The 22,061-nt window shown below is 68.7% G+C and carries 22 protein-coding genes and 3 tRNA genes; 13 read left to right on the plus strand and 12 right to left on the minus strand.

What is annotated here, in order from left to right; translation table 11 throughout:
- Positions 1-19: 19 nt before the first annotated feature.
- Positions 20-421 (plus strand): holo-ACP synthase, encoded by a 402-nt coding sequence (locus HCA44_RS14425; protein ID WP_169649548.1) that lies wholly within the window; start codon positions 20-22, stop codon positions 419-421.
- A gap of 12 nt (positions 422-433) precedes the next feature.
- Here the strand turns inward: HCA44_RS14425 and HCA44_RS14430 are convergent, their stop codons facing one another.
- The 3 genes from HCA44_RS14430 to HCA44_RS14440 form a co-directional block, all read right to left on the minus strand.
- On the minus strand, positions 434-1,123 hold the full coding sequence (locus HCA44_RS14430; protein WP_169649749.1) for a TetR family transcriptional regulator: 690 nt from the start codon (positions 1,121-1,123) through the stop codon (positions 434-436).
- A 119-nt stretch (positions 1,124-1,242) separates the two neighbouring features.
- A complete protein-coding gene (locus HCA44_RS14435; protein WP_240945543.1) occupies positions 1,243-2,004 on the minus strand; it encodes an ABC transporter permease in 762 nt (253 codons plus the stop codon).
- Entirely contained in the window at positions 2,001-2,966 is a 966-nt protein-coding gene (locus HCA44_RS14440; protein WP_169649550.1) for an ATP-binding cassette domain-containing protein, read from the minus strand. The genes HCA44_RS14435 and HCA44_RS14440 overlap by 4 nt, the downstream gene beginning before the upstream one ends.
- A 120-nt stretch (positions 2,967-3,086) precedes the next feature.
- On the opposite strand from HCA44_RS14440, the gene HCA44_RS14445 reads away from it, so the two are divergent.
- A complete protein-coding gene (locus HCA44_RS14445; RefSeq protein ID WP_346764731.1) occupies positions 3,087-3,878 on the plus strand; it encodes a TetR/AcrR family transcriptional regulator in 792 nt (263 codons plus the stop codon).
- 40 nt (positions 3,879-3,918) lie between these two features.
- Here HCA44_RS14445 and bcp read toward each other — a convergent pair whose 3' ends face one another.
- Positions 3,919-4,407: a thioredoxin-dependent thiol peroxidase gene (gene bcp, locus HCA44_RS14450; protein WP_169649552.1), complete on the minus strand. Its 489-nt coding sequence runs from the start codon at positions 4,405-4,407 to the stop codon at positions 3,919-3,921.
- 141 nt (positions 4,408-4,548) lie between these two features.
- Between bcp and HCA44_RS14455 the strand changes: the two genes are divergently transcribed.
- Both HCA44_RS14455 and HCA44_RS14460 read left to right on the plus strand, forming a co-directional pair.
- Entirely contained in the window at positions 4,549-4,773 is a 225-nt protein-coding gene (locus tag HCA44_RS14455; protein ID WP_169649554.1) for a DUF3618 domain-containing protein, read from the plus strand.
- 118 nt (positions 4,774-4,891) lie between these two features.
- Positions 4,892-4,964: transfer RNA gene (locus tag HCA44_RS14460), tRNA-Lys, on the plus strand.
- Between the two features lie 87 nt (positions 4,965-5,051).
- Here HCA44_RS14460 and HCA44_RS14465 read toward each other — a convergent pair.
- Positions 5,052-5,474: a hypothetical protein gene (locus HCA44_RS14465; RefSeq protein ID WP_169649556.1), complete on the minus strand. Its 423-nt coding sequence runs from the start codon at positions 5,472-5,474 to the stop codon at positions 5,052-5,054.
- A 477-nt stretch (positions 5,475-5,951) separates the two neighbouring features.
- Here HCA44_RS14465 and HCA44_RS14470 point away from each other — a divergent pair, with 477 nt between their 5' ends.
- On the plus strand, positions 5,952-7,088 hold the full coding sequence (locus tag HCA44_RS14470) for an Ig-like domain-containing protein (protein WP_169649755.1): 1,137 nt from the start codon (positions 5,952-5,954) through the stop codon (positions 7,086-7,088).
- Between the two features lie 92 nt (positions 7,089-7,180).
- On the opposite strand, the gene HCA44_RS14475 is transcribed toward HCA44_RS14470, so the two are convergent.
- Positions 7,181-7,253: transfer RNA gene (locus HCA44_RS14475), tRNA-His, on the minus strand.
- Between the two features lie 121 nt (positions 7,254-7,374).
- A complete protein-coding gene (orn, locus tag HCA44_RS14480) occupies positions 7,375-7,974 on the minus strand; it encodes an oligoribonuclease (protein WP_169649558.1) in 600 nt (199 codons plus the stop codon).
- Between the two features lie 82 nt (positions 7,975-8,056).
- Here orn and HCA44_RS14485 point away from each other — a divergent pair, with 82 nt between their 5' ends.
- Positions 8,057-9,634 (plus strand): helicase HerA-like domain-containing protein, encoded by a 1,578-nt coding sequence (locus tag HCA44_RS14485; RefSeq protein WP_169649560.1) that lies wholly within the window; start codon positions 8,057-8,059, stop codon positions 9,632-9,634.
- Positions 9,635-9,650: 16 nt separating this feature from the next.
- Here HCA44_RS14485 and cmrA read toward each other — a convergent pair whose 3' ends face one another.
- Genes cmrA through HCA44_RS14500 form a run of 3 tightly spaced genes read right to left on the minus strand, consistent with a single transcriptional unit; the run spans position 9,651 to position 13,072 of the window.
- The gene (gene cmrA / locus HCA44_RS14490) at positions 9,651-10,454 is read right to left on the minus strand and encodes a mycolate reductase (RefSeq protein WP_169649562.1); all 804 of its coding nucleotides are present in this window, start codon (positions 10,452-10,454) and stop codon (positions 9,651-9,653) included.
- A gap of 18 nt (positions 10,455-10,472) precedes the next feature.
- Positions 10,473-12,497 carry an NADPH-dependent 2,4-dienoyl-CoA reductase gene (locus HCA44_RS14495; protein ID WP_169649563.1) on the minus strand — a complete coding sequence of 675 codons (2,025 nt, stop codon included), beginning with the start codon at positions 12,495-12,497 and terminating at the stop codon, positions 10,473-10,475.
- The gene (locus HCA44_RS14500; RefSeq protein WP_169649565.1) at positions 12,494-13,072 is read right to left on the minus strand and encodes a PadR family transcriptional regulator; all 579 of its coding nucleotides are present in this window, start codon (positions 13,070-13,072) and stop codon (positions 12,494-12,496) included. The genes HCA44_RS14495 and HCA44_RS14500 overlap by 4 nt, the downstream gene beginning before the upstream one ends.
- Positions 13,073-13,223: 151 nt before the next feature.
- On the opposite strand from HCA44_RS14500, the gene HCA44_RS14505 reads away from it, so the two are divergent.
- The gene (locus HCA44_RS14505) at positions 13,224-14,582 is read left to right on the plus strand and encodes an MFS transporter (RefSeq protein ID WP_169649567.1); all 1,359 of its coding nucleotides are present in this window, start codon (positions 13,224-13,226) and stop codon (positions 14,580-14,582) included.
- Between the two features lie 6 nt (positions 14,583-14,588).
- On the opposite strand, the gene HCA44_RS14510 is transcribed toward HCA44_RS14505, so the two are convergent.
- The gene (locus HCA44_RS14510) at positions 14,589-15,452 is read right to left on the minus strand and encodes an alpha/beta hydrolase (protein ID WP_169649569.1); all 864 of its coding nucleotides are present in this window, start codon (positions 15,450-15,452) and stop codon (positions 14,589-14,591) included.
- 18 nt (positions 15,453-15,470) lie between these two features.
- Positions 15,471-16,118: a TetR family transcriptional regulator gene (locus HCA44_RS14515; RefSeq protein ID WP_169649571.1), complete on the minus strand. Its 648-nt coding sequence runs from the start codon at positions 16,116-16,118 to the stop codon at positions 15,471-15,473.
- 240 nt (positions 16,119-16,358) lie between these two features.
- On the opposite strand from HCA44_RS14515, the gene HCA44_RS14520 reads away from it, so the two are divergent.
- The 6 genes from HCA44_RS14520 to HCA44_RS14545 all read left to right on the plus strand — a co-directional run bounded on the left by HCA44_RS14520 (position 16,359) and on the right by HCA44_RS14545 (position 22,017).
- The gene (locus HCA44_RS14520; protein ID WP_169649757.1) at positions 16,359-17,414 is read left to right on the plus strand and encodes a ferredoxin reductase; all 1,056 of its coding nucleotides are present in this window, start codon (positions 16,359-16,361) and stop codon (positions 17,412-17,414) included.
- An 89-nt stretch (positions 17,415-17,503) separates the two neighbouring features.
- On the plus strand, positions 17,504-18,718 hold the full coding sequence (locus tag HCA44_RS14525; protein WP_169649573.1) for an acyl-CoA desaturase: 1,215 nt from the start codon (positions 17,504-17,506) through the stop codon (positions 18,716-18,718).
- 12 nt (positions 18,719-18,730) lie between these two features.
- On the plus strand, positions 18,731-19,003 hold the full coding sequence (locus tag HCA44_RS14530) for a hypothetical protein (protein ID WP_169649575.1): 273 nt from the start codon (positions 18,731-18,733) through the stop codon (positions 19,001-19,003).
- 155 nt (positions 19,004-19,158) lie between these two features.
- A tRNA-Arg gene (locus tag HCA44_RS14535) sits at positions 19,159-19,234 on the plus strand.
- Positions 19,235-19,297: 63 nt separating this feature from the next.
- The gene (locus HCA44_RS14540) at positions 19,298-21,340 is read left to right on the plus strand and encodes a cytochrome c oxidase assembly protein (RefSeq protein ID WP_169649576.1); all 2,043 of its coding nucleotides are present in this window, start codon (positions 19,298-19,300) and stop codon (positions 21,338-21,340) included.
- A 224-nt stretch (positions 21,341-21,564) separates the two neighbouring features.
- A complete protein-coding gene (locus tag HCA44_RS14545) occupies positions 21,565-22,017 on the plus strand; it encodes a single-stranded DNA-binding protein (RefSeq protein ID WP_169649578.1) in 453 nt (150 codons plus the stop codon).
- Positions 22,018-22,061 lie beyond the last annotated feature (44 nt).

A 22,061-nucleotide genomic window follows, 5' to 3' on the forward strand; every position in this document is an offset into this window, starting at 1 on the left:
CGACCGAGACGGCGGCCCGGTGGCAGTGATCGGGGTCGGTGTCGACCTGGTGGCGGTCGGGGAGTTCGCGGAACTCCTCGACCGCCCCGGTACGACCGTGCTCGGCAGTTTCACCGCGGGGGAGCGGCGTGCCGCGGCGACCCGCAGCAAGAACCCGGCACGGCATTTCGCCGCGCGCTGGGCGGCGAAGGAAGCGCTCGTGAAAGCGTGGTCGGCGTCGCTCTACGGACGTCCGCCCGTCGCGCCCGAGGGGATCCACCATCTGATCGAGGTGGTCACCGATGCGTGGGGCAGGCCGTCGCTTCGCCTGCACGGAGTGGTGGCCGAGCACCTCGTCGGTACCACGGCCCACGTGTCGCTCACCCACGACGGCGACATGGCGGGCGCGTTCGTCGTGCTCGAGGCCGCCACCGGCACCTGACGCCCGTCGGTGCTACGACGAGCGTGACTCCTTCTCGGCGACCAAGAGGTATGCGACCATCAGCCGCTTGAGTTCGGCGACGGCGTCCTCGGGGCTCTGTTCGTCCTGGACCGAGAAGTTCAACATCGAATACACCACGTGCACGAGAACTTCCGCCATCATCTTGCGCCGCGCGCGTGGCGTGTGCGGCGTGAGCGGTGCGAGCATGCGGGCAATCTGCTCCGCGAAGGCCTTCTCGTGAATTGCGCCGGTCGCGCGTGTCGAGGGCGTCGACTGCATCGCGAGCCACACCTCGCGCCGCGACGGATCAGACGTCCACAAGCCCGCCAGGTGGTCCACGAAACTGTTGAGGAAGCGCAGCCAGTCGAGCGACGGAACCTCGCCGTTGAACTGTTCGAGCTCGTGCTGCACACCCGCGAGATCCTGCCGGTTGAGCTCGCACACGATGACGTACTTGTTCGCGAAGAACTGGTACAGCGTGCCGATCGGCACGTCCGCGCGTGAGGCGACTTCTTCGCACGTGAACGACTCGAATCCGACGTCGACCAGCAACTCGCGCGACGCCGCCAGCAGGGCCTCGAACTTGCGCCTGCTGCGCTCCTGGGTGGGTCTGCGGCGCGGAAGCAACTCCTGTGGGTCCGACGGCAGCTCGAGCGCCGGATCGGCGCGCCGCGTCGCACCGGTCGGCGGCTCACCCGCGATCGGGTCGGTGGCTCCCGTGCGGGGGTCGGTCGCTGAGATCTCCACCAGCCCAGGCTAGCGGGCGGACGTCCGGATTCCGAGGTGCCTTCCCGGACGCCTTCCCGCCGACCGGGCTCGTGTCACCCGCGTCGACTCACCCGGCGACGGAACACGACGGCCGCGGCCACGATTCCGGCGGCGCCGAGTCCGACGAGCCACGCGAGGGTTGCGCCCAGCGACGGCCCGGCGGAACCGTCTGTGAGGAGGCTGCGCATCGTCTCGATCACCGGCGTCATCGGCTGGTGTTCCGCGAAGCCGTGCAACCACGACGGCATCGTGTCGGTGGGGACGAATGCGCTCGACACGTACGGCACGAACATGATGAAGAAGGTGAACCCGCCTGCCGCCTCGGGCGAGCGGGCGAGCATGCCGAGGGCGGCCGACACGACGCCGATCACGAGGATGAACAGGGCGACGAGGCCGAGCACCGCGAGCCAGTCGAGCGGGCCTGCCGTCGGCCGGAAACCCATCAGCAGTGCGATCGCGAACACGATCGCGGTCGACACGAGATTGCGTACGAGTCCGCCGAGCACATGACCCGTGAGGACCGATACCTGCGTGATCGGCAGCGTGCGGAAGCGGTCGACGATGCCCTCGGACATGTCCGTGCTCACGCTCACCGCCGTCGTCGACGCCCCGAAAGCCGCGCACAAGAGGATGATTCCGGGGACGACGTAGTTCAGATAGTCGGTGCCGGTGTTCATCGCGCCACCGAACACGTACACGAACAACAACAGCAGCATGACGGGCAGCAGCACTGCGGTGAGCATGGAGTCGGGATTGCGCACGGTGTGCAGCAGGTTCCGCCACAGCATGTAGCGGCTCTCGGTGAGGAGGGTCATGGCGCGATCGCTTCCTGCAGGTCACGGGTATCGGATGCCGGCCGCCCGCCGGTGAGGGAGAAGAACACGTCGTCGAGGTCGGGCGTGTGCAGCGCCATCGACTCGACGTCGACGTCGGCCGCCTCGAGCAGCCCGAGGACGTGGCGCACGTCGCGGACCGCGCCGTCGGTGTCGACGCGGAGCGTGGTGTCCGTGCGCGACGGCGCGACGGACGTGAGCACGAGTGCGGCGCGCGTCGCGACGTCGGTGTCGGTGAACCGCAATTCGAGGTGCCCGCCGGGCACGGCGCGCGTGAGCTCGTCCGCCGTGCCCGAGCCCGCGATGCGGCCGCCGTCGAGGATGGCGATGTGGTCGGCGAGCCGGTCGGCCTCGTCGAGATACTGGGTCGTGAGGAAGATCGTGACGCCGGCATCGACGAGTTCGCGTACCAGTGACCACATCTCGCGACGGCTGCGTGGATCGAGGCCCGTCGTGGGTTCGTCGAGGAACACGATCGAGGGGTCGCCGACGAGACTCGTCGCGAGATCGAGTCGGCGCCGCATGCCGCCCGAGTACGTGCTCGCCCGGCGGTCGGCCACGTCGGTCAGTGCGAAGCGGTCGAGAAGCCCGTCGACCTTCGACCGCGCGTCCCGGCGCGAGAGGTGGTGCAGTCCGGCGATGAGACGCAGGTTCTCGGCGCCGGTCAGGGTGTTGTCGACCGCGGCGAACTGGCCGGTGACCGCGATGTGGCGCCGGACGTCGCGCGGGTTGCGGCGCACGTCGACGCCTGCGACGCGGAGCGTGCCGGCATCGGCGGTGTCGAGCGTCGAGAGGATGGACACGGTGGTCGTCTTGCCTGCCCCGTTGGGGCCGAGCAGTGCGAATACGGTGCCGGCGGGCACGTCGAAGTCGACGCCGCCCAGCACGACGTGTTCGCCGTAGCGCTTGTGCAGGCCCGAGACCTGAATCGCCGAATCGGACACTCTCTCCTCCTGTGATGTCGGTGAAGCGGGAACCAACGGAACGAAACTGTGTATGGCGTACACCTACCGTGTAGACCATACGCAGTTTTATGCTCGTGGCAAGACCCGAGAAGGAGATTCGTGCCGAACAGCCGGAAGAGTGCCCCGCAGGAGCAGCGTGAGCACGACGAGTTGCCCAAGTTCGTGCGGATCGCATGGGGCCTGGAACAGCCAGGGACACGCGGCCCGCGGCGAGGTGTGTCGCTCCAGCGGATCGTCGAGGCGGCGATCGAGGTGGGCGACGCCGAGGGGGCGAGCGCGCTGTCGATGGCGCGCGTGGCCAAGCAGCTCGGTATGACGACGATGTCGCTGTACCGCTACGTCGACAGCAAGGACGACCTGCTCGAACTGATCTCGGACGCCGTGGTCGGCCCGGGGCCCGATCTGGACGCACAGCCGGGCTGGCGCGCGGGACTGAGGGAGTGGGCGCGGCTCGAGCTCGAATGTATCGCCAGACACGAGTGGTGGCTCGATCTGCCGATCAGGAGTGCGCCTCTCGGCCCGAACAACCTGTCGTGGCTCGAGGCAGGGTTGCGGGTCCTCGCGCCGACCGGGCTGGCGGAGCAGGCGAAGACGGACATGGTGGTCGGACTCACGCTGTTCGTGCTGGCTCGCGCGCGACTTGCCCGCGACGTTCGCACCGCGACGGATGAGTACGCGGCGGTGCTGCCCCGGATCCTCGACCCGGAGCGCTTTCCGCATCTACTGGCGGCCGTCGAGGCCGGCGTGTGGTCGGGATCCGACGCCGACACGGACGGAGCTCTGGGCGATGCGGATCTGCTGTTCGGGCTCGACCGTCTGCTCGACGGCTACGAGGTGTTCGTGAGCTCGTACACCGCTGCGCGCGAGCGGGCGGGCACGGACGAGGGCTGAGCGGGTGCGCGCGGCACAGCGGGCCGCACGCACCGGTCGCTCAGACGGACAGATCGCGGCGCAGCTTCGCGACGTGGCCGGTGGCCCGCACGTTGTACTGGGCGACCTCGATCGTGCCGTTCTCGTCGACGAGGAATGTCGATCGGATGACGCCCGTGACGGTCTTGCCGTACATCTTCTTCTCGCCGAACGCGCCCCATGCGGTGAGCGTGGCCTTTTCCGGATCGGACAGCAGTGGGAAGGTGAGCGATTCGGCGTCGCGGAACTTGGCGAGCTTCGCCGGCTTGTCGGGGGAGATGCCGACGACGTCGATCCCCGCGTCGCCGAGTTCGGCGAGGTTGTCGCGGAAGTCGCACGCCTGCTTCGTGCAGCCGGGCGTGCTCGCGGCAGGGTAGAAGTAGACGACGACCTTCCGTCCCCGATAGTCGCTCAGCGACACGGGGTTACCGTCGGCGTCGGGCAGAGTGAACTCGGGAGCGGTGTCGCCTGGGGCGAGTCGCGTGCCTGGCGTGTCTTGGTTGGCGGTCACGGCTCCACGCTAGCCGAGCGCGCCGTCGCGGCCGAGGACGAGACTGTTCTAACGTTACGGCGACGGCACGACCCGGTAGCGTCCCGGTGAGCGGCCGATCCAGACACACGGACGACGATCCAGACGGACTATGGAGGACACGTGGCAAGGGACACCGAGAGCATCGAGCGCGAGATCGAGAACGCGCGTAACCAGCTCGCGAGCACGCTCGACGAGTTGGCGGTCCGGGCCAATCCGAAGCGTCTCGCCGAGTCCACGAAGCAGACCGTCCTCGCGAAGCTCAACGAGCCCGCTGTCAAGTACGGCGCGATCGCCGTCGCGGGCGCCGTCGCCGGACTCCTGGTCCTGCGCCGCGTGCTGCGCTGACGCCATCCGGCGAATGTGCGCCTGAGCGGCCGATTTGCGCGTGGGAGCGACGTTCGGCTACTGTTCTCTTCGTTGCCGACAACGAGTCCCGGACAGGGAAACCGAGTGGGTAGCCCAAGCGCCATTAGCTCAGTTGGTAGAGCAGCTGACTCTTAATCAGCGGGTCCGCGGTTCGAGCCCGTGATGGCGCACTCCGAACACGACAGCCCCCGATCTCCGGATCGGGGGCTGTCGTGCTGTCAGGCGTGCTGTCGAGCCGGTGCCCGGGCACGACTCGGCTAGGACCTCCGCGGGGGGATGTCGGGCCACTGCGGATGATCCGGCCACAATTCCTGCATCTCGACGGTGAAATGGGCGCGCTTCATGAGCCACGCACGCGTCTGGATGTCGCGCCACCGCTCCATGCACGTCTCGCACACCACGATCGTGGTGGCGGGGTGGTCGCGGAGGTAGAACTCGCCGACGGCGGGGCGCCTGCAGTCCGAGCACATCTCGCCGGGCCGCGTGGAGCCGCGCCTCGAGACGAGGCCGCTGGGGTCGTCGGCGATGTATGCGATGCGACTCGCGCACAGTTCGCAGACGACGCCGACGAAGATCGAGGTCTCGTCGTACAGGTGCTCGGCGGGGCGCGTGCGGCAGAGGGCGCATGGCGATTGCCGGCTCGACAGGGCGAACTCGTCGGGAGTTCCGCCGTCACTCACGAGCACTCCGAGCGGCGGCGCACGGGCCGTGCGCTCCGGTGTCGGTGGGCATGACGCCGAGTATGCCAGCGCGATCACCCGGGTCTGTGGCGCATTTCACGACGAAAGTACGGCCCGGGCAGTGCCGAACATGGTTCCGTCACCTGTTCGCGGCCGAGGTGCGCGCCGACCGCCACGGGCCCGGTGAGGCCCCGCGCTTCCAAACCGATATGTGAGCGTTACCGTCTCGCGTCATGGCTCGTTGGTAGCCGTGACAACCTGCTGGCATCATGGAAAGACGCGGTCACGGCCGTGTTCGGGTCTCGATCCGAGCACGACGCGCGCTGTCGCGGAAGTCGGGCTCTCGTCGGATGGAGTGGGATTGTGATGGGTGTGTGGCACGCACGTACCGCGCGCGCACGGGGTCGGTTCGCGTCCGCGAAGCCCCGTCCGTGGCGGAAGCGTGCGCTCCCGATCGCGGTGGTGGCCGTCACCGCGATGCTCGCCGCGGCGTGCTCGACGGGTTCGACGAACATCGAAGGGCAGGCCCCCATCGACTCGAACCCGTTGACCGAGTTGATCAAACCGAAGATCACTGCGAGCGCCGCCGACGGGGCGGTGGGAGTCTCGCCGGGTCAGCCGGTCACAGTCGACGTCGCCGACGGCACGCTCGCGTCGGTCACGATGCTCACTCCCGACGGCCGCGAGGTCGCCGGCGCTCTGTCGCCGGACTCGCTGGCGTGGAACACCACCGAGCCACTGGGCTACAACCGCGAGTACCGGCTCGAAGTGCGTGCGAACGGGCTCGGTGGTCAGACCGTCGAGACGTCGAGTTTCCGCACCAGTTCGCCCGACAATGTCACGAAGCCGTATCTCCTGCCGTTCGACGGCGACGTCGTCGGTATCGGCCAGCCCGTCGCGGTGCAGTTCGACGAGTCGATCCCCAACCGTAAGGCCGCCGAGGACGCGATCACCGTCACCACCAATCCGCCCGTCGAGGGCGCCTTCTACTGGGTGAACAACCAGGAGGTGCGCTGGCGGCCGCAGAACTACTGGGCACCGGGGACCACGGTGAACGTCGATGTCGACGTGTACGGACTCGACCTCGGTGGCGGCCTGTTCGGTCAGGAGAACAGCAAGTCGACCTTCACGATCGGCGACGCGCTGATCGCGACCGCCGACGACGCCACCAAGCAGGTCACATTCGAACGTAACGGCCAGGTGGTCATGACCATGCCCACGTCGATGGGCAAGGACGACACCCCCACCGACAACGGCGTCTACATCATCGGCGATCGCTTCGACCACATGATCATGGACTCGTCCACGTACGGCGTCGCGGTCAACGACCCGCAGGGCTATCGCACGCCCGTCGACTGGGCCACCCGCATGTCCTACAGCGGTATCTTCTTCCACTCCGCACCGTGGTCGGTGGGGCAGCAGGGCTACTCGAACACCAGCCACGGGTGTCTCAACCTGAGTCCGTCCAACGCCAAGTGGGTGTACGACAACACCAAGCGCGGCGACATCGTGATCGTCAAGAACACCGTCGGCGGGACCCTGTCGGGCACCGACGGCCTGGGCGACTGGAACATCCCCTGGGACGTCTGGAAGGCGGGAAACTCCGCCGCCTGACGGCTCGCCGTCACGGGCGGTGCCCGCTCGGCGACCGCCCTGAACGACACTGCCCCGCCTACGTGTACGTAGGCGGGGCAGTGTCTCTTCGGGGTGAGTGACGGGACTCGAACCCGCGACAGCCAGGATCACAACCTGGTGCTCTACCAACTGAACTACACTCACCATCGCTCTGGCGGCCCCTGAGGAGCAACCGAAGCGTGCCAAATACTAGCCTGTTTCACCGCCGGAGTGCCAATCGGCTGGTCACGGCGGGTTCTTTTCCTGCCGTGACATCGGGGACCGGCTATGCGGGGCCGAGGCCTTCGACGATCTCGGCGATCCGTTCGGTGCTCGGCCCCGGCTCGGCCACGAACGCGGTGCGACGGTAGTACTCGAGCTCGCGGATCGACTCTTTGATGTCGGCGAGCGCCCGATGGGCGAGGCCCTTGGTCGGCTGGCCGAAGTAGATGCGCGGGTACCAGCGGCGCGCGAGTTCCTTGATCGAGCTCACGTCGATCATCCGGTAGTGCAGGAAGGAGTCGAGTTCGGGCATGTCGCGCGCGATGAACGCGCGGTCGGTGGCGATCGAGTTGCCGGCGAGCGGCACCGTACCGGGCGCCGACACATGCTCGCGGATGTAGGCGAGCACCTGACGCTCGGCCTCGGCGACACTGACGGTGGACCGGCGAACCTCCTCGGTGAGCCCCGACGTGGCGTGCATCTTCTGCACGACGTCGGGCATCGCCGCGAGGGCGTCGTCGTCCGCATGGATGACGATGTCGACTCCGTCGCCGAGCACGTTGAGGTCGCTGTCGGTGACGAGCGCCGCGATCTCCACCAGCTTGTCGGTGCCGAGGCGCAGCCCGGTCATTTCGCAATCGATCCACACAAGTTTGTCCTGCACGCCGATCACCCTATGCCTCGCGCCGATCCCGTTAGGCTCGCGGTAGCGGTGTGTTGCACTTCACCGGGACGGGAGCGGGGAGATGGCGAACGAGCAGGAGGAGCGTTCGGGCGTCGAGAGCGACGGCCGCGAAGCGGCCGACGGGCGGGCGGGCAGGATCGCTGCGGGCTATGCGACATCGGGCCCAGCGGTCGAGCTGGGATCGGTGGTGCTCGACGGTGCCGCGCACCCGAGCGCGCCGGTGCGCATTCCGCTCGCCACCATGAACCGCCACGGTCTGGTCGCCGGGGCGACGGGCACCGGCAAGACCAAGACCCTGCAGGTGATTGCCGAGCAACTGAGCGCGGCAGGAGTGCCGGTCGTGATGGCCGACGTCAAAGGCGATCTCTCGGGCCTCGCCGCAGCGGGCGGGGCGAACGAGAAGATCACCGCGCGTGCCCGCGAGACCGGCGCCGACGGCTGGTCGCCGCACGGATTCCCGGTCGAGTTCTTCTCCCTCGGCACCGCCGGGGTCGGCCTGCCGGTGCGCGCGACGATCACTGCCTTCGGTCCGATCCTCCTGTCGAAGGTCCTCGGGCTCAACGCGACTCAGGAGTCGACTCTCGGGCTCCTCTTCCACTGGGCCGATACGAAAGGACTGCCGCTGCTCGATCTGAAGGACCTGCGGTCGGTCATCGCGTATCTCACGAGCGACGACGGCAAGGCCGAGCTGAAAGGCATCGGCGGCGTGTCGACGACCACCGCGGGTGTCATCTTGCGTGCGCTCGTCAACCTCGAGGCCGAGGGCGGCGACACCTTCTTCGGCGAGCCCGAACTCGACACCGCCGACCTGATGCGCGTCGTGGACGGTCGGGGCGTGGTCAGCCTCGTGGAACTGGGCGCGCAAGCGGCCCGGCCCGCGCTGTTCTCGACGTTCCTGATGTGGCTGCTCGCAGACCTCTTCCAGGACCTACCCGAGGAGGGCGACCTCGACGCACCCAAGCTCGTGTTCGTGTTCGACGAGGCGCATCTGTTGTTCGCAGGGGCGTCGAAGGCTTTTCTCGCGCAGGTCGAGCAGACGGTCAAGCTGATCCGGTCCAAGGGTGTCGGCGTGTTCTTCTGCACGCAGCTGCCCACGGACGTCCCGGGCGCGGTGCTGTCGCAACTCGGGTGTCGCGCCCAGCACGCGGTGCGCGCGTTCACACCGGAGGACCAGAAGGCGCTGACGAAGACCGTGCGCACCTACCCGAGTAGCGACGACTACGACCTCGACGAGGTGCTGCGCACGATGGGCACGGGCGAAGCGGTCGTCACGGTGCTGTCCGAGGCGGGCGCGCCGACGCCCGTCGCGTGGACACGGATCCGCCCACCCTGTTCGCTCATGGACACGCTCGGCGACGACGGGATCCGCGCCGAGGCACGCGCGAGCACGCTCGCCGCGAAGTACACCGAGACGATCGACCGCGAGTCGGCGTACGAGAAGCTCGCGCAACGCGTGACGGAACCTGCGCCCGATCAGACCACGGAGACGGAGCCGGGGGAACCGGCCGACCAGCCGGGCGTCGTCGAGCAGGTGCTCGGCAGCTCGGCGTTCAAGAGTTTCCTGCGTTCGGCCTCGTCGGCGGCGGGCCGGGAGATCAGCCGCAGCATCTTCGGCACCGGACGGCGCCGCAGGCGCTGAACCCGAGGAGGAGGTGTCAGCCGCCGAGCTTCTTGTAGAAGGCGCCCACGATCGGCGCGACGATCGCGCGCGGGGTGTACTGGCCTGCGGTCGACATCGCCTTGCCCACGATGCCCGGCACCACACGCATCTTGTTGGCCGCGAGTGCATCGAGCGAGAGCTTCGCGGTGTACTCGCTCGACACCCACAGCGCGTCCGGTACCAGCTTGTCGACGATCGACGCGTCGGCCGGATCGGGTGTCTGCGTGCGCACCGGCCCGGGCGCGAGCAGTGTCACGTGGACCCCGGAGCCCTTGAGCTCGCCGCGCAGCGACTCCGAGAACGTGTTGACGAACGCCTTGCTCGCGGCGTAGGTCGCGTTGTGCGGGATGGCCATGTTCCCCGCCGCCGACCCGACCATCAGGATCGCGCCCGACCCGCGCGCCAGCATGCCCGGCAACACCGCGAGGGTGAGATCGTGCACTGCGACGGCGTTCAGTTCTACCTGCGCACGCTCGTACGCGGGATCGAGATCGGCGACCGGACCGAACGTCGCGATGCCCGCGTTGTTGCACAGCACCGACACCTCGCGCGCGGAGAGCTCGTCGACGAGCGCGGTGCGCGCGTCGCGGTCGGACAGGTCGCACGGGCGCACGTCCACCTCGACGCCGTGCGTGCGTCGCAGCGTCGCGGCGAGTTCCTCCATGACGTCGCCGCGTCGTGCGACGAGGATCAGCGAGTGGCCGCGTGCCGCGAGCTCTGCGGCGAGGGCGGTACCGATGCCGGACGAGGCACCGGTGACGACTGCGCGGGCGTTCGGGTTCGGCTCGGGAAGAGTCACGGTGAGCCAGGGTAGCGGTCAGAGCCGGGCGGCCAGGCGGGTGCCTTGCTCGATCGCGCGCTTGGCGTCCAGCTCCGCCGCGACGTCCGCGCCGCCGATCACGTGCACGTTCGTTCCCGAGGCCTCGAGCTCGTCGACGAGCTCGCGCACCGACTCCTGCCCGGCACACAGCACGATCGAGTCGACTTCGAGCGTACGGCGGGTTCGGCCCTCGTCGAGGGTGACGTGCAGTCCGTCGTCGTCGATGCGGTCGTAGGCGACGCCGGTCCACTCGTGGACGCCCTTCGCTTTCAGCGCCGCGCGATGCACCCAGCCGGTGGTCTTGCCCAGGCCGACGCCGATGCGGGAAGTCTTGCGTTGCAACAGGAAAACCTCGCGCGGGGACGGCGACGGTACCGGTGTCGTGAGACCACCGGGCGCGGATTCGTCGTCGCTGACGCCCCACTCGCGTTTCCATTCCGCGAGGTCGAGGGTCGGCGACCTGTCGGTGGTGAGGAACTCGGCGACGTCGACGCCGATGCCACCCGCGCCGATGATCGCGACCCGCGCGCCGACCGGCGCGCCGTCGCGCACCACCTGCGCGTAGGTGAGGACCTTGGCGTGGTCGACGCCCGGAATGCCCGGCACGCGTGGGGCGACGCCCGTCGCGACGACGACGTCGTCGTACTCCCGGAGGTCGGTCGCGGACGCGCGCGTCCCGAGTCGGACGTCGACGTCGAGTTCCTCCAGTTCGCGCGTGTAGTAGCGGATCGTCTCGGCGAACTCCTCCTTGCCGGGAATGCGCCGTGCGATACCGAACTGACCACCGATCTCGGCGTGCGCCTCGAAGAGTGTGACCGCGTGGCCACGGCGAGCGAGGCCCACCGCCGCGGAGAGCCCGGCAGGCCCCGCACCGACGACCGCGATGGTGCGGCTGCGACGTGTCGGCAGCAGCACGAGTTCGGTTTCGCGCCCGGCACGGGGATTGAGCAGGCACGAGACGTGCTTGTTCACGAAGGCGTGGTCGAGGCAGGCCTGGTTGCACGCGATGCACGTGTTGATGCGGTCCGGTTGCGCACGTTCGGCTTTGCGCACCCACTCCGGGTCGGCGAGCAGCGGACGTGCCATCGCGATCAGCTGCGCATCGCCGCGCGCGAGGATGTCCTCGGCGACGTCGGGGGTGTTGATGCGGTTGGCGGCAGCCACCGGGATCGACACGTGCTGTGCGAGCTTCCCGGTGACGTCGGCGAAGGCCGCGCGGGGCACCGAGGTGACGATCGTGGGCACCCGCGACTCGTGCCAGCCGATGTCGGTGTTGATCAGGCTCGCGCCCGCGGCCTCGACCTCCCGTGCGAGCGCGACGATCTCGTCCCACGTCTGGCCGTCGGCGACGAGATCGGCCATCGAGAGGCGGAACGAGATCAGGAAGTCGGGGCCGACGGCGTCGCGCGTGCGGCGGGTGATCTCGACGGCGACGCGCCTGCGGTTCTCGGGCGACCCGCCCCACTCGTCGCGGCGCTTGTTGGTGCGTGCGCTGAGGAACTGGTTGATCAGATAGCCTTCGCCGCCCATGATCTCGACACCGTCGTAGCCGGCTTCCTGCGCGAGTTTCGCGGATCGCACGAAGTGGCGGACGACTGAGCGGACCCCGCGGCCCGTCAGTGCACGCGGCCGAAAGGGATTGATGGGGGCTTTGATCGACGACGCACTCACGCTCAGTGGTTGGTAGCTGTAGCGGCCGGCATGCAGGATCTGCAACGCGATCCGCCCGCCCTCGGCGTGCACAGCGCTCGTGATGCGACGGTGACGGCGTGCCTCGAAACGGTGGGTGAGTTTGGCGCCGAACGGGACCAGCCAGCCGGTGCGGTCGGGCGCGTAGCCACCGGTCACGATCAACCCGGCGCCACCGCGCGCCCGCTCGGCGAAATACGCGGCGAGACGGTCGGTGTTCTTCGCGCGGTCTTCCAGGCCGGTGTGCATCGACCCCATGATCACGCGGTTGCGCAGTGTCGTGCCGCTGATCTCGAGCGGCTCGAGCAGGTGGGGATATGGCGAGTCGGTCATGACGAGGATCCTTCGGTGTGCGGCGCAGCGGTGCGGGTCGGGGCGGCGGTGAGAGCGGCGAGGACTTCGTCGCACCATTCGACGAAGCCGGCTTCGACACGGATGCCGCCGCGCAGGACGAGGTACTGGTGCAGGTCGGTGCCGTCGAGCTCGGTCGGGACGGGAAAGTCGCGCGCTTCGATCGCGTGGTAGATCCCGAGTCGCTCGACGTGTGCGTCGCGATGGCGGCGCACGTCCGCCACGAGCGCGTCCCGGTCACCGTGTGCCGCGGCGCGGATCTTGACGGCGAGTTCGTTGCGGAGCTGGCCGGGTTCGGTCGGCTCGGCGATCCACCGCGCGAGTTCGTCGCGTCCGGCGGAGGAGGGCGTGTAGAGCTTCTTGTCCGGCCTGCCGTCCTGTGGGACGGGGCGGCCCTCGACCCAGCCGGCGTCCTCCATTCGCCGAAGCGTGCGATAGATCTGCTGGTGAGTGGCGCCGTGGAAGAAGCCGATCGACTTGTCGAACCGTCGCGCGAGCTCGTATCCCGAACCGGATCGTTCGGTGAGCGCGACGAGCAGCGCATGTTCGAGTGCCATGGCCCGAGCATAGGCAACAGGGTGCATATGAAACAAGCTGCATAGGGGTGGCCGGGGGTGTCGATCACCCGCGACCGGGCTGATCCGGTCGGCGGCACGCCCGTGCCGTGCCGGGGCGTACAGCGCGCGCCGACGCCATAGGCTCACGCGCATGGCAGCAGATGTGGGCGTGCGGGCAGGCATCGGGCGCGCGGCGACCCGGCGGCAGGTCGCGGCGTGGGGCTCGTGGGACTGGGGTTCGGCGGCGTTCAACGCGGTGATCGTCACGTTCGTCTTCTCGGTGTATCTCACCGACGCGGTCGGCGACGATCTGCCGGGCTCGATCTCCGCGAGCACCTGGCTCGGCTGGTCGCTCGCGGTCGCGGGGGTGTTCGTCTCGGTGCTCGCGCCGGTATCCGGGCAGCGCTTCGACGCCGTGGGTCGACGCAAACGCGCGCTCGGGGTGCTCACCTTCGCGACCGTCGCGTGCATGGCCGCGATGTTCTTCGTGCGTGACACGCACGAGTACCTGTGGCTCGGACTCGTGCTCCTGGCGGTCGGTTCGGTGCTGTTCGAGGTGGCTGAAGTGCCCTACAACTCGATGCTGCGTCAGGTGTCGACGCCCGCCACGATCGGCCGCGTCTCCGGCTTCGGCTGGGCGATGGGTTATTTCGGTGGCATCGTGCTGTTGCTCGTGGCGTACGTCGGCTTCATCGCGGGCGACGGCGACACGCGCGGTCTGCTCGGGGTCACCACCGAGGGCGGGCTCAACATCCGCATCGTGGTGTTGCTCGCGGCCGTGTGGTTCGGGGTGTTCGCGCTTCCGGTGCTGTTCGCGGTGCCCGAGGTACCGCGCACCGCAGCCGATCCGGGAGCGGACAAGGTCGGATTCCTGGGATCGTATGCGGTGCTGTGGCGCGACGTGCGCGAGCTGTGGGCGGCCGACCGGCGCACTGTGGGCTTCCTCGTCGCCAGTGCGATCTTCCGCGACGGGCTCGCAGGCGTGTTCACCTTCGGTGCGGTGCTCGCGGTCACGGTGTACGACATCGCGTCGGGAGACGTGCTGCTGTTCGGTGTCGCGGCGAATGTGCTCGCCGCGGCGGGCGCCCTGTGTGCCGGCCGAATCGACGACCGGGTCGGGCCGAAGGCCGTCATCGTGGTGTCCCTCGTCGCGATGATGGCCGCGGGCCTCGTGCTGCTCGCCGTGTCCGGCCCGACGATGTTCTGGGTGTTCGGTCTCGTGCTCTGCCTGTTCGTCGGTCCCGCACAGTCGTCGTCGCGCACCTTCCTCGCGCGCATCACCCCACCCGGCCGCGAAGGCCAGTTGTTCGGGCTGTACGCCACGACAGGCCGTGCTGTGTCCTTCCTCGCGCCCGCCCTGTTCGGGCTGTTCGTGTGGCTGTTCGATGCCGACCGCGCCGGCATCGCAGGCTTGCTCGTCGTTCTCGGTGTGGGACTCGCCGCGCTGCTGGCCGTCCCGGCGCCCCGTGGCGACACGGCCTACGTCGCCGCCGACACCGAAGCGGGATAGGACGGTTCAGTCGAACGGCGTGAGCACCGCGTCGGCGACACGACGCGGTTGCTCTTCCGGAATCCAGTGAGAGCCGGTCACTTCGACGAATCGGTAGGGCGCATCGACGAACTCGTGGCAACGTTGCGCACCCGCGCGACCGATCGCGACGTCCGAGGACGACCACACGAACGTCGTGGGCATCGCCACCGCAGGGGTGGCCTCGAGCTCCCGGCCCATCGAGCGGTACCACGCGAGTGCCGCGGTGAGTGCGTCCGGATCGGCCAGTACGTCGAGATACGCCTCGACGTACTCGTCGGGCATCGAGTCTCCGTACATCGCTCGCAGGCGGCGGGCGCCGTCGTCGAGCAGCACGTGCTCGGCCTTGCCGCGCTGACGCAGCAGGGAGATGTACGACGCGCGTTCGCGTTGGTCGGCGTCTTCGCGTACCGCCCAACTGTATGCCGCGGGGTGCGGCACGGACAGCGCTGTGAGGCGGGAGACCCTTTCGGGGTGACGGGCTGCCGTCACCCACGCGACGACGGCGCCCCAGTCGTGCCCCACGACGTGAGCCGTTTCGAGACCGAGCGCGTCGAGCAGGCCGACGACATCGCCCGCGAGGTGTTCGACGTCGTAGTCGGCGACGTCGGCGGGCCGTGCGTCCGGTGAGTACCCGCGTTGGTCGGGTGCGATCGTCCGTAGGCCCTCCGCGGTGAGCAGTGGGGTGACGGCGTCCCACGACCGGTGGGTGGTGGGAAAGCCGTGCAGCAGCACGACGGGCGGGCCGTCCTGCGGGCCGTCGAACCGGACTCGGAAGGTGAACTCTCCGACCGGAACCGAGGTCGGCGCCGCGCTCGATTCGTCGGGGGAGGCTGTGTGTTCGCTACCCATGGCCCCACCGTACGGGCTTCACGCGTGACGGTTCGGATCCCACGCAGACATCCCCAGCAGGATCAATCGCATCTGCTTCTCGGCCTTGGCGACGACGTCGCTTTCGCGGGGGCTGCCGGGGCGGTCGATCTCGAGGAGCTCCGCCACGGTGGCTGCGCCGGTCGCGACGATGAGGTCTGCCGCCGCTTCGAGGTCCTCGTTCGACCATTCGGCGAGTGCGGGCACCCGGGCGAGGTCGACGGTCAGTTCGCTGACGAACACTCGCATCTCGGTCTCGATCGCGCGCCGGATCTCGCGGACGCCGCCGTAGCGCTCGCGTGTGAGGAAGCGGAACTGCGCGGGGTGCGTGCGGACGTGGCGCACGAGGATCTGCAGCGATTCGGACGCGGTGCGGGTGCCCGGGGTGCGACGTGCGTCGCGCAGCATCTGGCGCAGCACGCGCATGCTCTGTTCGACGAGGACGACGCCGAGTTCTTCGAGCGAGGCGAAATGCCGGTAGAACGCGGTGGGCACGATGTCCGCCGCGCGCGCGACCTCCCGCAGGCTCACACCCGAGAAGCTTCGGTCGGCCATCAGGTCGAGCGTGCCGTCGAGAAGTGCACGGCGCGTGCGCTCCTTGCGTTCGGCGCGGGATTCGCTCACGCCGGCGATTGTATTCACGCGCATCCTCCTTTCCGCAAAACGGTGTTCCGGCGGCCGGGACCGGCACCCGAGGCGTGTGTGTCCGCCGTCACAACCCTTGACACTTCCGTCGGTGCATCTGCAAGACTCAAGCCAGTGTACGGATGTGCACTGAAATTCTCGCCTACTCGAGCTCGGGAGGACGCCGTGACCGTCACGCCCCACGAGACCGCATTCGCGTTGCGCCGGAGCCGCCGGATCCCCGGCGCCTCGCTGCTGGCCGCGATGACGACGCCGCACCACGTGGATCGCTATCTCGAGCTCGTCGACCCGTTGCTGCGGGTGCGCGACATTCGCGCCGAGATCGTGCGCGTCGAACACCGCACGGCATCCGCCGTGACGCTCACGCTGCGGCCGACGCGCCGCTGGTCCGGCTTCGAAGCTGGCCAGTTCGTCCAGGTCGGAGTGGTGATCGACGGCGTGCGGCATACGCGGTGCTACTCGCCCGCGAATTCGGCGACCGAGCCCGGAGTGCTCGAGCTGACCGTCAAGGCACACGTCGACGGCTTCGTGTCGCGTCATCTTCGCGACAACGCCGCGGTCGGTCAGGTGCTCGATCTGTCGGCGGCAGACGGGGTGTTCGTCCTGCCCCGCCCGCGGCCCCGTGAGATCGTGTTGCTCAGCGGCGGCAGCGGCATCACTCCGATGATGTCGATGGTGCGCACACTCGTCGACGAGAACTACGACGGAAACGTTACATTCGTGCACTATTGCGCGGGATCCGACGATATCCCGTACCGCCGGGAGCTCGCCGAGCTCGGTGCGCGCGCGAATGTGCACATCGTGTACGGCTACCAGGGCGACACGGATCAGGACGGTTCAGCGCCTGGCGGCACCCGGGTCCACGGCAGGTTCGACGGCGCACACCTCGACGCCGTCGCGCCGGGACATCGTGAGGCCGAGACCTACATCTGCGGGCCGCACGCGCTCACCGAAGCGGTGCGGGCCTACTACCGTGAACTCGGCCTCGAACATCGCGTGCACACCGAGGAATTCGCCGCGCAAGCACCGGCCGCCGATCCGGACGCCGACGGTCAGGTGTGCTTCGCGCGCAGCGGCGTACGGGCCGACAACAACGGGAACACGATCCTCGAGCAGGCCGAGGCCGCGGGGCTGAGTCCCGAGTTCGGCTGCCGCATGGGCATCTGCTTCTCGTGCACTGCGACCAAGAAGACCGGCAGCACGCGGAATGTGCGCACCGGCGAGATCGACGCGGAACCGGATCGCCCCGTCCAACTGTGCATCTCGGTTCCGGTGGGAGACGTCGAACTCGACGTCTGACACTCGACGTCCAACCCCTGCCCGCCCGGCCGATCTCGACATCTGCCCCTCTCGACAACCCTGCACCTCTCGACGACACGGAGGACGACATGTTCGGACTATCCCTCTCGTTCCTGCCCTTCCTCGGCCGTTCCGGTCGTGAGCCGCAGCCGGCGCCGTTGCCCGCTCTGCGGCCCGACGGCCACATGTCCGGCGAGCCCGTGGTGCTGACGCACGAGCAGGTCGAGGAGATCGGACGTGAACTCGACGCGCTGCGCGACCGCATGGTCGCCGAACTCGGCGCCGAGGACCGCGAGTACATCTACCGCATCGTCAAGACACAGCGTGGCCTCGAAGTAGTCGGCCGTGGCTTGTTGTTCCTCGGCTTCTTCCCGCCCGCATGGCTCGGTGGTGTCGCGGCGCTGAGTCTGTCGAAGATTCTCGACAACATGGAGATCGGGCACAACGTGATGCACGGCCAGTACGACTGGATGCGCGAGCCCGATTTCAACTCGCGGGTCTTCGAGTGGGACACCGTGTGCCCCGCCGACCAGTGGAAGCACTCGCACAATTACATGCACCACACGTACACCAACATTCTGGGCCGCGATCGCGACATCGGATACGGCATCCTGCGGATGGACCAGGGGCAGAAGTGGAATCCCTACTACCTCGGCAACCCGGTGTGGGCGTTCGCGCTCATGATGCTGTTCGAGTGGGGCGTCATGCTGCACGACCTCGAGGCCGAGAACGTCGTCCAGGGCAAGCGCCGCTGGTCCGACGTCAAGCCGCTGGTCAAAGGTTGGTGGCGCAAGGCAGGTAGGCAGGTCCTCAAGGACTACGTCGTCTTTCCGGCGCTGACCGGTCCGCTGTTCGTCCCGACTCTGCTCGGCAATGTGACGGCCAACCTCGTGCGCAACGTGTGGGCGTACTCGATCATCTTCTGCGGCCACTTCCCGTCCGGTGTGCAGACGTTCACCGAGGACGAGACGGCCGACGAGACGCGCGGTGAGTGGTACGTGCGGCAGATGCTCGGCAGCGCGAACATCAGCGGCAGCCCGCTGTTCCACGTCCTGTCGGGCAACCTGTCGCACCAGATCGAGCACCACCTGTTCCCGGATCTGCCCGCCTACCGTTACCCCCGGATGGCGCCGGAGGTGCGCGAGCTGTGCGCACGGCACGGGCTGCCGTACAACACGGGAGGGTTGACGAAACAGGTGAGCTCGGTGTGGGGCAAGATCTTCGAACTTGCACTGCCGGATTTCGTGTTTCCGTCGAAGCCGACGCCCGATGTTATCGTCGAACGACGGAAAACCGCAGCCTGAGAGGTGTTCGCCATGGTCGGCAAGTTCGAACGACGCAAGGACACCGTGCAGGAGATCACGGAGTCCGCCGCCACGCACGTCGGCCGTATCGCGACCATCGTCACGGGGGCCGTCCGCGACGTCACCCGCGAGGTGGGCGACTGGATCTCCGACGGCATCGAGATGCGCGAGGCCGCCCGGCGCGCCCGCGACGACGATCCCGCAGCCGGCGACGGCCTCGGACCCGACGCGGACGAGGCGGCGGGCGAGGAACACACGCCACTACGCGACGCGGCTCGCGACTGATCCACACGTTCCGCCGCACAGGCCACAGCGCTTTCGGCGTCGACACGCGGTTTTCGGGCAGCCCGCACGCGGTGTGTCGAGGCGGAAACCTGTGCGACGACGCGGACACCCGGGCGGTGAGGGCGCCGACGTCGACCGGGTAAGATCTGCACCGCGCCTCCGTAGCTCAGGGGATAGAGCAAGAGCCTTCTAATCTCTCGGTCGCAGGTTCGAATCCTGCCGGGGGCACCACAGCGCCCATGGCCTCCGACGCCGCGTCGTAGACAGTGCAGGCAACGCCTTACCCTGGTAGTCATGGCTACACGTGACCTCGACCGTCCCGACGTGACCGCGGACACCGACACGGCGTCCGGTCCGCGCGCGGGTACCGGCGGCGTCTTCGTCGTCGCGGGGGCGATCGCGGGTCTGGTCGCGGCGCTCGTCGTCGCACTGTCGGCATCCGAAGCGCTCGTTCTGCTCGGCATCCCCGATCCTGGCCCCGTCACCACCTACGGGCTGCCCGCGGTGCGGGCGATCGCCGAGATCGCGGCGGTCGTCGCGATCGGGTCACTGCTGCTCGCCGCGTTCTTCGTGCCGCCGCAGAAGTCGGGTGTGCTCGACGTCGACGGTTACCGCGCCACCCGCACCGCATCGCACGCGGCGATCGTGTGGGCGGCGTGCTCGGCCGTGCTCGTGCCGCTCACCCTGTCGGACACGTCCGGCCAGCCGTTCTCGACGGCCGTGCAGCCGTCGAACCTGTTCTCGGCGATCGGCGAGGTCGAAACCGCGAGCGCATGGCGGTGGACGGCGATCATCGCGGTCGTCGTCGCGATTGCTGCGCGGCTCGCGCTGCGGTGGTGGTGGACCCCGCTCGTGCTCGCCGTCGCTGTCCTGGGGCTCATGCCGCTCGCGCTGTCCGGGCATTCGTCGTCGGGCGGAGCACACGACATCGCAACGAACAGCCTGATCCTGCACCTCGTCGCCGCGTCGCTCTGGGCGGGTGGCCTGTTCGCACTGCTCGCGCACGCCCGTCGTCGCGGCGCGTTCACCGACCTCGCGGCGCGCAGGTTCTCGACGGTCGCGCTCTGGTGCTTCGTCGTGATGGGCGCGAGCGGCGTGATCAACGCGCTGGTGCGCGTGCCTCTCGGCGACCTGTTCGGCACCACCTACGGACGTCTCGTGGTCGCGAAGGCCGTCGCTCTCGTCCTGCTCGGTGTGTTCGGTTGGGCGCAGCGCCGCAGCGCGCTGCCCGCCCTCGCGGCCGATCCCACCAGCAGGTCGGCGTTGGTCCGGTTCGCGAGCGCCGAGGTGATCCTGTTCGCCGCGACCATCGGTCTGGCGGTCGGTCTCGGCCGCACCCCGCCGCCCGCGCCGTCGGCGCCGCCGACGCTCACCGAAGTCGAACTCGGCTACAACCTGTCCGGACCGCCGACGTTCGCGCGGATGGTGACGGAATGGCGGTTCGACCTGCTGTTCGGCACTGCGGCGCTCGTGATGGCCGCCGTGTACGTCGTCTCGGTGGTGAAGCTCCACCGTCGTGGCGACTCGTGGCCGATCGGCCGCACCGTCTCGTGGGTGCTCGGGTGCCTCGTGTTGCTCGTCACGACGTCCTCGGGAGTCGGCCGGTACGCGTCGGCGGTGTTCAGCGTGCACATGGCCGGGCACATGGCCCTGTCGATGCTCGCTCCCGTACTGCTGGTGCTGGGCGCACCGGTCACACTCGCGCTGCGCAGCCTCTCACCTGCGGGCAAGGACGGTGCGCCGGGGCTTCGCGAGTGGATCCTGATCGCCCTGCACAGCAGGTACTCGCGGTTCCTCACGCACCCGATCGTCGCGGCGGTGCTCTTCGTCGGCGGTTTCTACGCGCTGTACCTGGGCGGAGTCTTCGGCGCGACGCTCGATTCGCACACTGCCCACGTGCTGATGAACTTCCACTTCCTCGCGAGCGGCTACCTGTTCTACTGGGTCGCGATCGGTGTCGATCCGTCGCCGAGGCCGCTCCAGCCGGTCACCAAGCTCGCAATGGTGTTCGGATCGCTGCCGTTCCACGCGTTCTTCGGTATCGCGCTCATGAGTATGACGACGGTGATGGGGGAGTGGTTCTACCGTTCGCTGGGCCTCGGCTGGAACGGCGATCTGCTCGACGATCAGAAGCTCGGAGGCTCGATCGCGTGGGCTACCGGCGAGATTCCGCTGGTCATCGTGATGCTCGCGCTCGTCGTGCAGTGGTCGCGCAGCGACGCGCGCACTGCTCGACGCACCGACCGCGCGGCCGAGCGCGACGACGACGCCGAACTCGCGGCGCACAATGCGATGTTCGCCGAGTTGGCGCGCCGTGACCGCGAAGCGGGCCGCTGAGATGCCGTGACCGCGAAGCGGGCCGCTGAGATGCCGTGACCGCGAAGCGGGCAGCTAGCACGAGGGTGTGACAGGGCATGCGGGATCGAGGGGGTCTTCCCCAGGGCGCCTCGCGTATCCCCAGTTGCGCGTCGCTGCTTCCGTACGTGTCGTCGCACGCGCGACGCTGTCGGGGACGTCGGAGAGCGTCCGGCGCATCGACGGCACGAACTGGGGGAACCGACATGTACGAGACGTACACCACCGTCGTGGGGACGGTCGTGACGAATCCGGTCAAGAGGCACACCGCGAGCGGTGAGGAAGTGCTCAGCTTCCGCATGGCGAGCACTGTGCGCCGGCGTGACTTCGCGTCGGAGGAATGGGTGGACGGCGGCACGCTGTACCTGACGGTCACGTGCTGGCGGCGTCTCGTGAAGGGGGTCGGCGCGTCGATCATGAAGGGCGATCCGGTGCTGGCGCACGGCGACCTGCGCACCAACGAGTACACCGCGAAGGACGGCACGCCGCGTGCGGACCTGGAGATGCGCGCGGTGGCCGTCGGCCCCGACCTGGGCCGGTGCGCGGCCACGCTCGATCGGCGGCCGCGCACACGCGTCGAGCCGGCCGGTGCGGATGGCAACAGTGCGGACGACCAGCAGGGGCCCGAGGCGGCGTCGGCGCCCGCCGACGCCGCGTGAGCGTGCAGGGGCCGCGCGGGTAGACTCGTCCCGAGACCGGACCG

This window comes from Rhodococcus sp. HNM0569 (genome assembly GCF_012726205.1).
Classification (GTDB): Bacteria; Actinomycetota; Actinomycetes; order Mycobacteriales; family Mycobacteriaceae; genus Rhodococcus_F.

Excerpts from the sequence above, each read along its gene's own strand:
- HCA44_RS14515 (WP_169649571.1), bottom strand. The coding sequence starts at position 16,118 with ATGCGCGTGAATACAATCGCCGGCGTGAGCGAATCCCGCGCCGAACGC.
- HCA44_RS14505 (WP_169649567.1), top strand. The coding sequence starts at position 13,224 with ATGGCAGCAGATGTGGGCGTGCGGGCAGGCATCGGGCGCGCGGCGACC.
- HCA44_RS14520 (WP_169649757.1), top strand. The coding sequence starts at position 16,359 with ATGACGACGCCGCACCACGTGGATCGCTATCTCGAGCTCGTCGACCCG.
- HCA44_RS14540 (WP_169649576.1), top strand. The coding sequence starts at position 19,298 with ATGGCTACACGTGACCTCGACCGTCCCGACGTGACCGCGGACACCGAC.
- HCA44_RS14435 (WP_240945543.1), bottom strand. The coding sequence starts at position 2,004 with ATGACCCTCCTCACCGAGAGCCGCTACATGCTGTGGCGGAACCTGCTG.
- HCA44_RS14485 (WP_169649560.1), top strand. The coding sequence starts at position 8,057 with ATGGCGAACGAGCAGGAGGAGCGTTCGGGCGTCGAGAGCGACGGCCGC.
- HCA44_RS14510 (WP_169649569.1), bottom strand. The coding sequence starts at position 15,452 with ATGGGTAGCGAACACACAGCCTCCCCCGACGAATCGAGCGCGGCGCCG.
- HCA44_RS14495 (WP_169649563.1), bottom strand. The coding sequence starts at position 12,497 with ATGACCGACTCGCCATATCCCCACCTGCTCGAGCCGCTCGAGATCAGC.
- HCA44_RS14545 (WP_169649578.1), top strand. The coding sequence starts at position 21,565 with ATGTACGAGACGTACACCACCGTCGTGGGGACGGTCGTGACGAATCCG.
- HCA44_RS14500 (WP_169649565.1), bottom strand. The coding sequence starts at position 13,072 with ATGGCACTCGAACATGCGCTGCTCGTCGCGCTCACCGAACGATCCGGT.
- HCA44_RS14470 (WP_169649755.1), top strand. The coding sequence starts at position 5,952 with ATGCTCGCCGCGGCGTGCTCGACGGGTTCGACGAACATCGAAGGGCAG.
- HCA44_RS14530 (WP_169649575.1), top strand. The coding sequence starts at position 18,731 with ATGGTCGGCAAGTTCGAACGACGCAAGGACACCGTGCAGGAGATCACG.
- HCA44_RS14525 (WP_169649573.1), top strand. The coding sequence starts at position 17,504 with ATGTTCGGACTATCCCTCTCGTTCCTGCCCTTCCTCGGCCGTTCCGGT.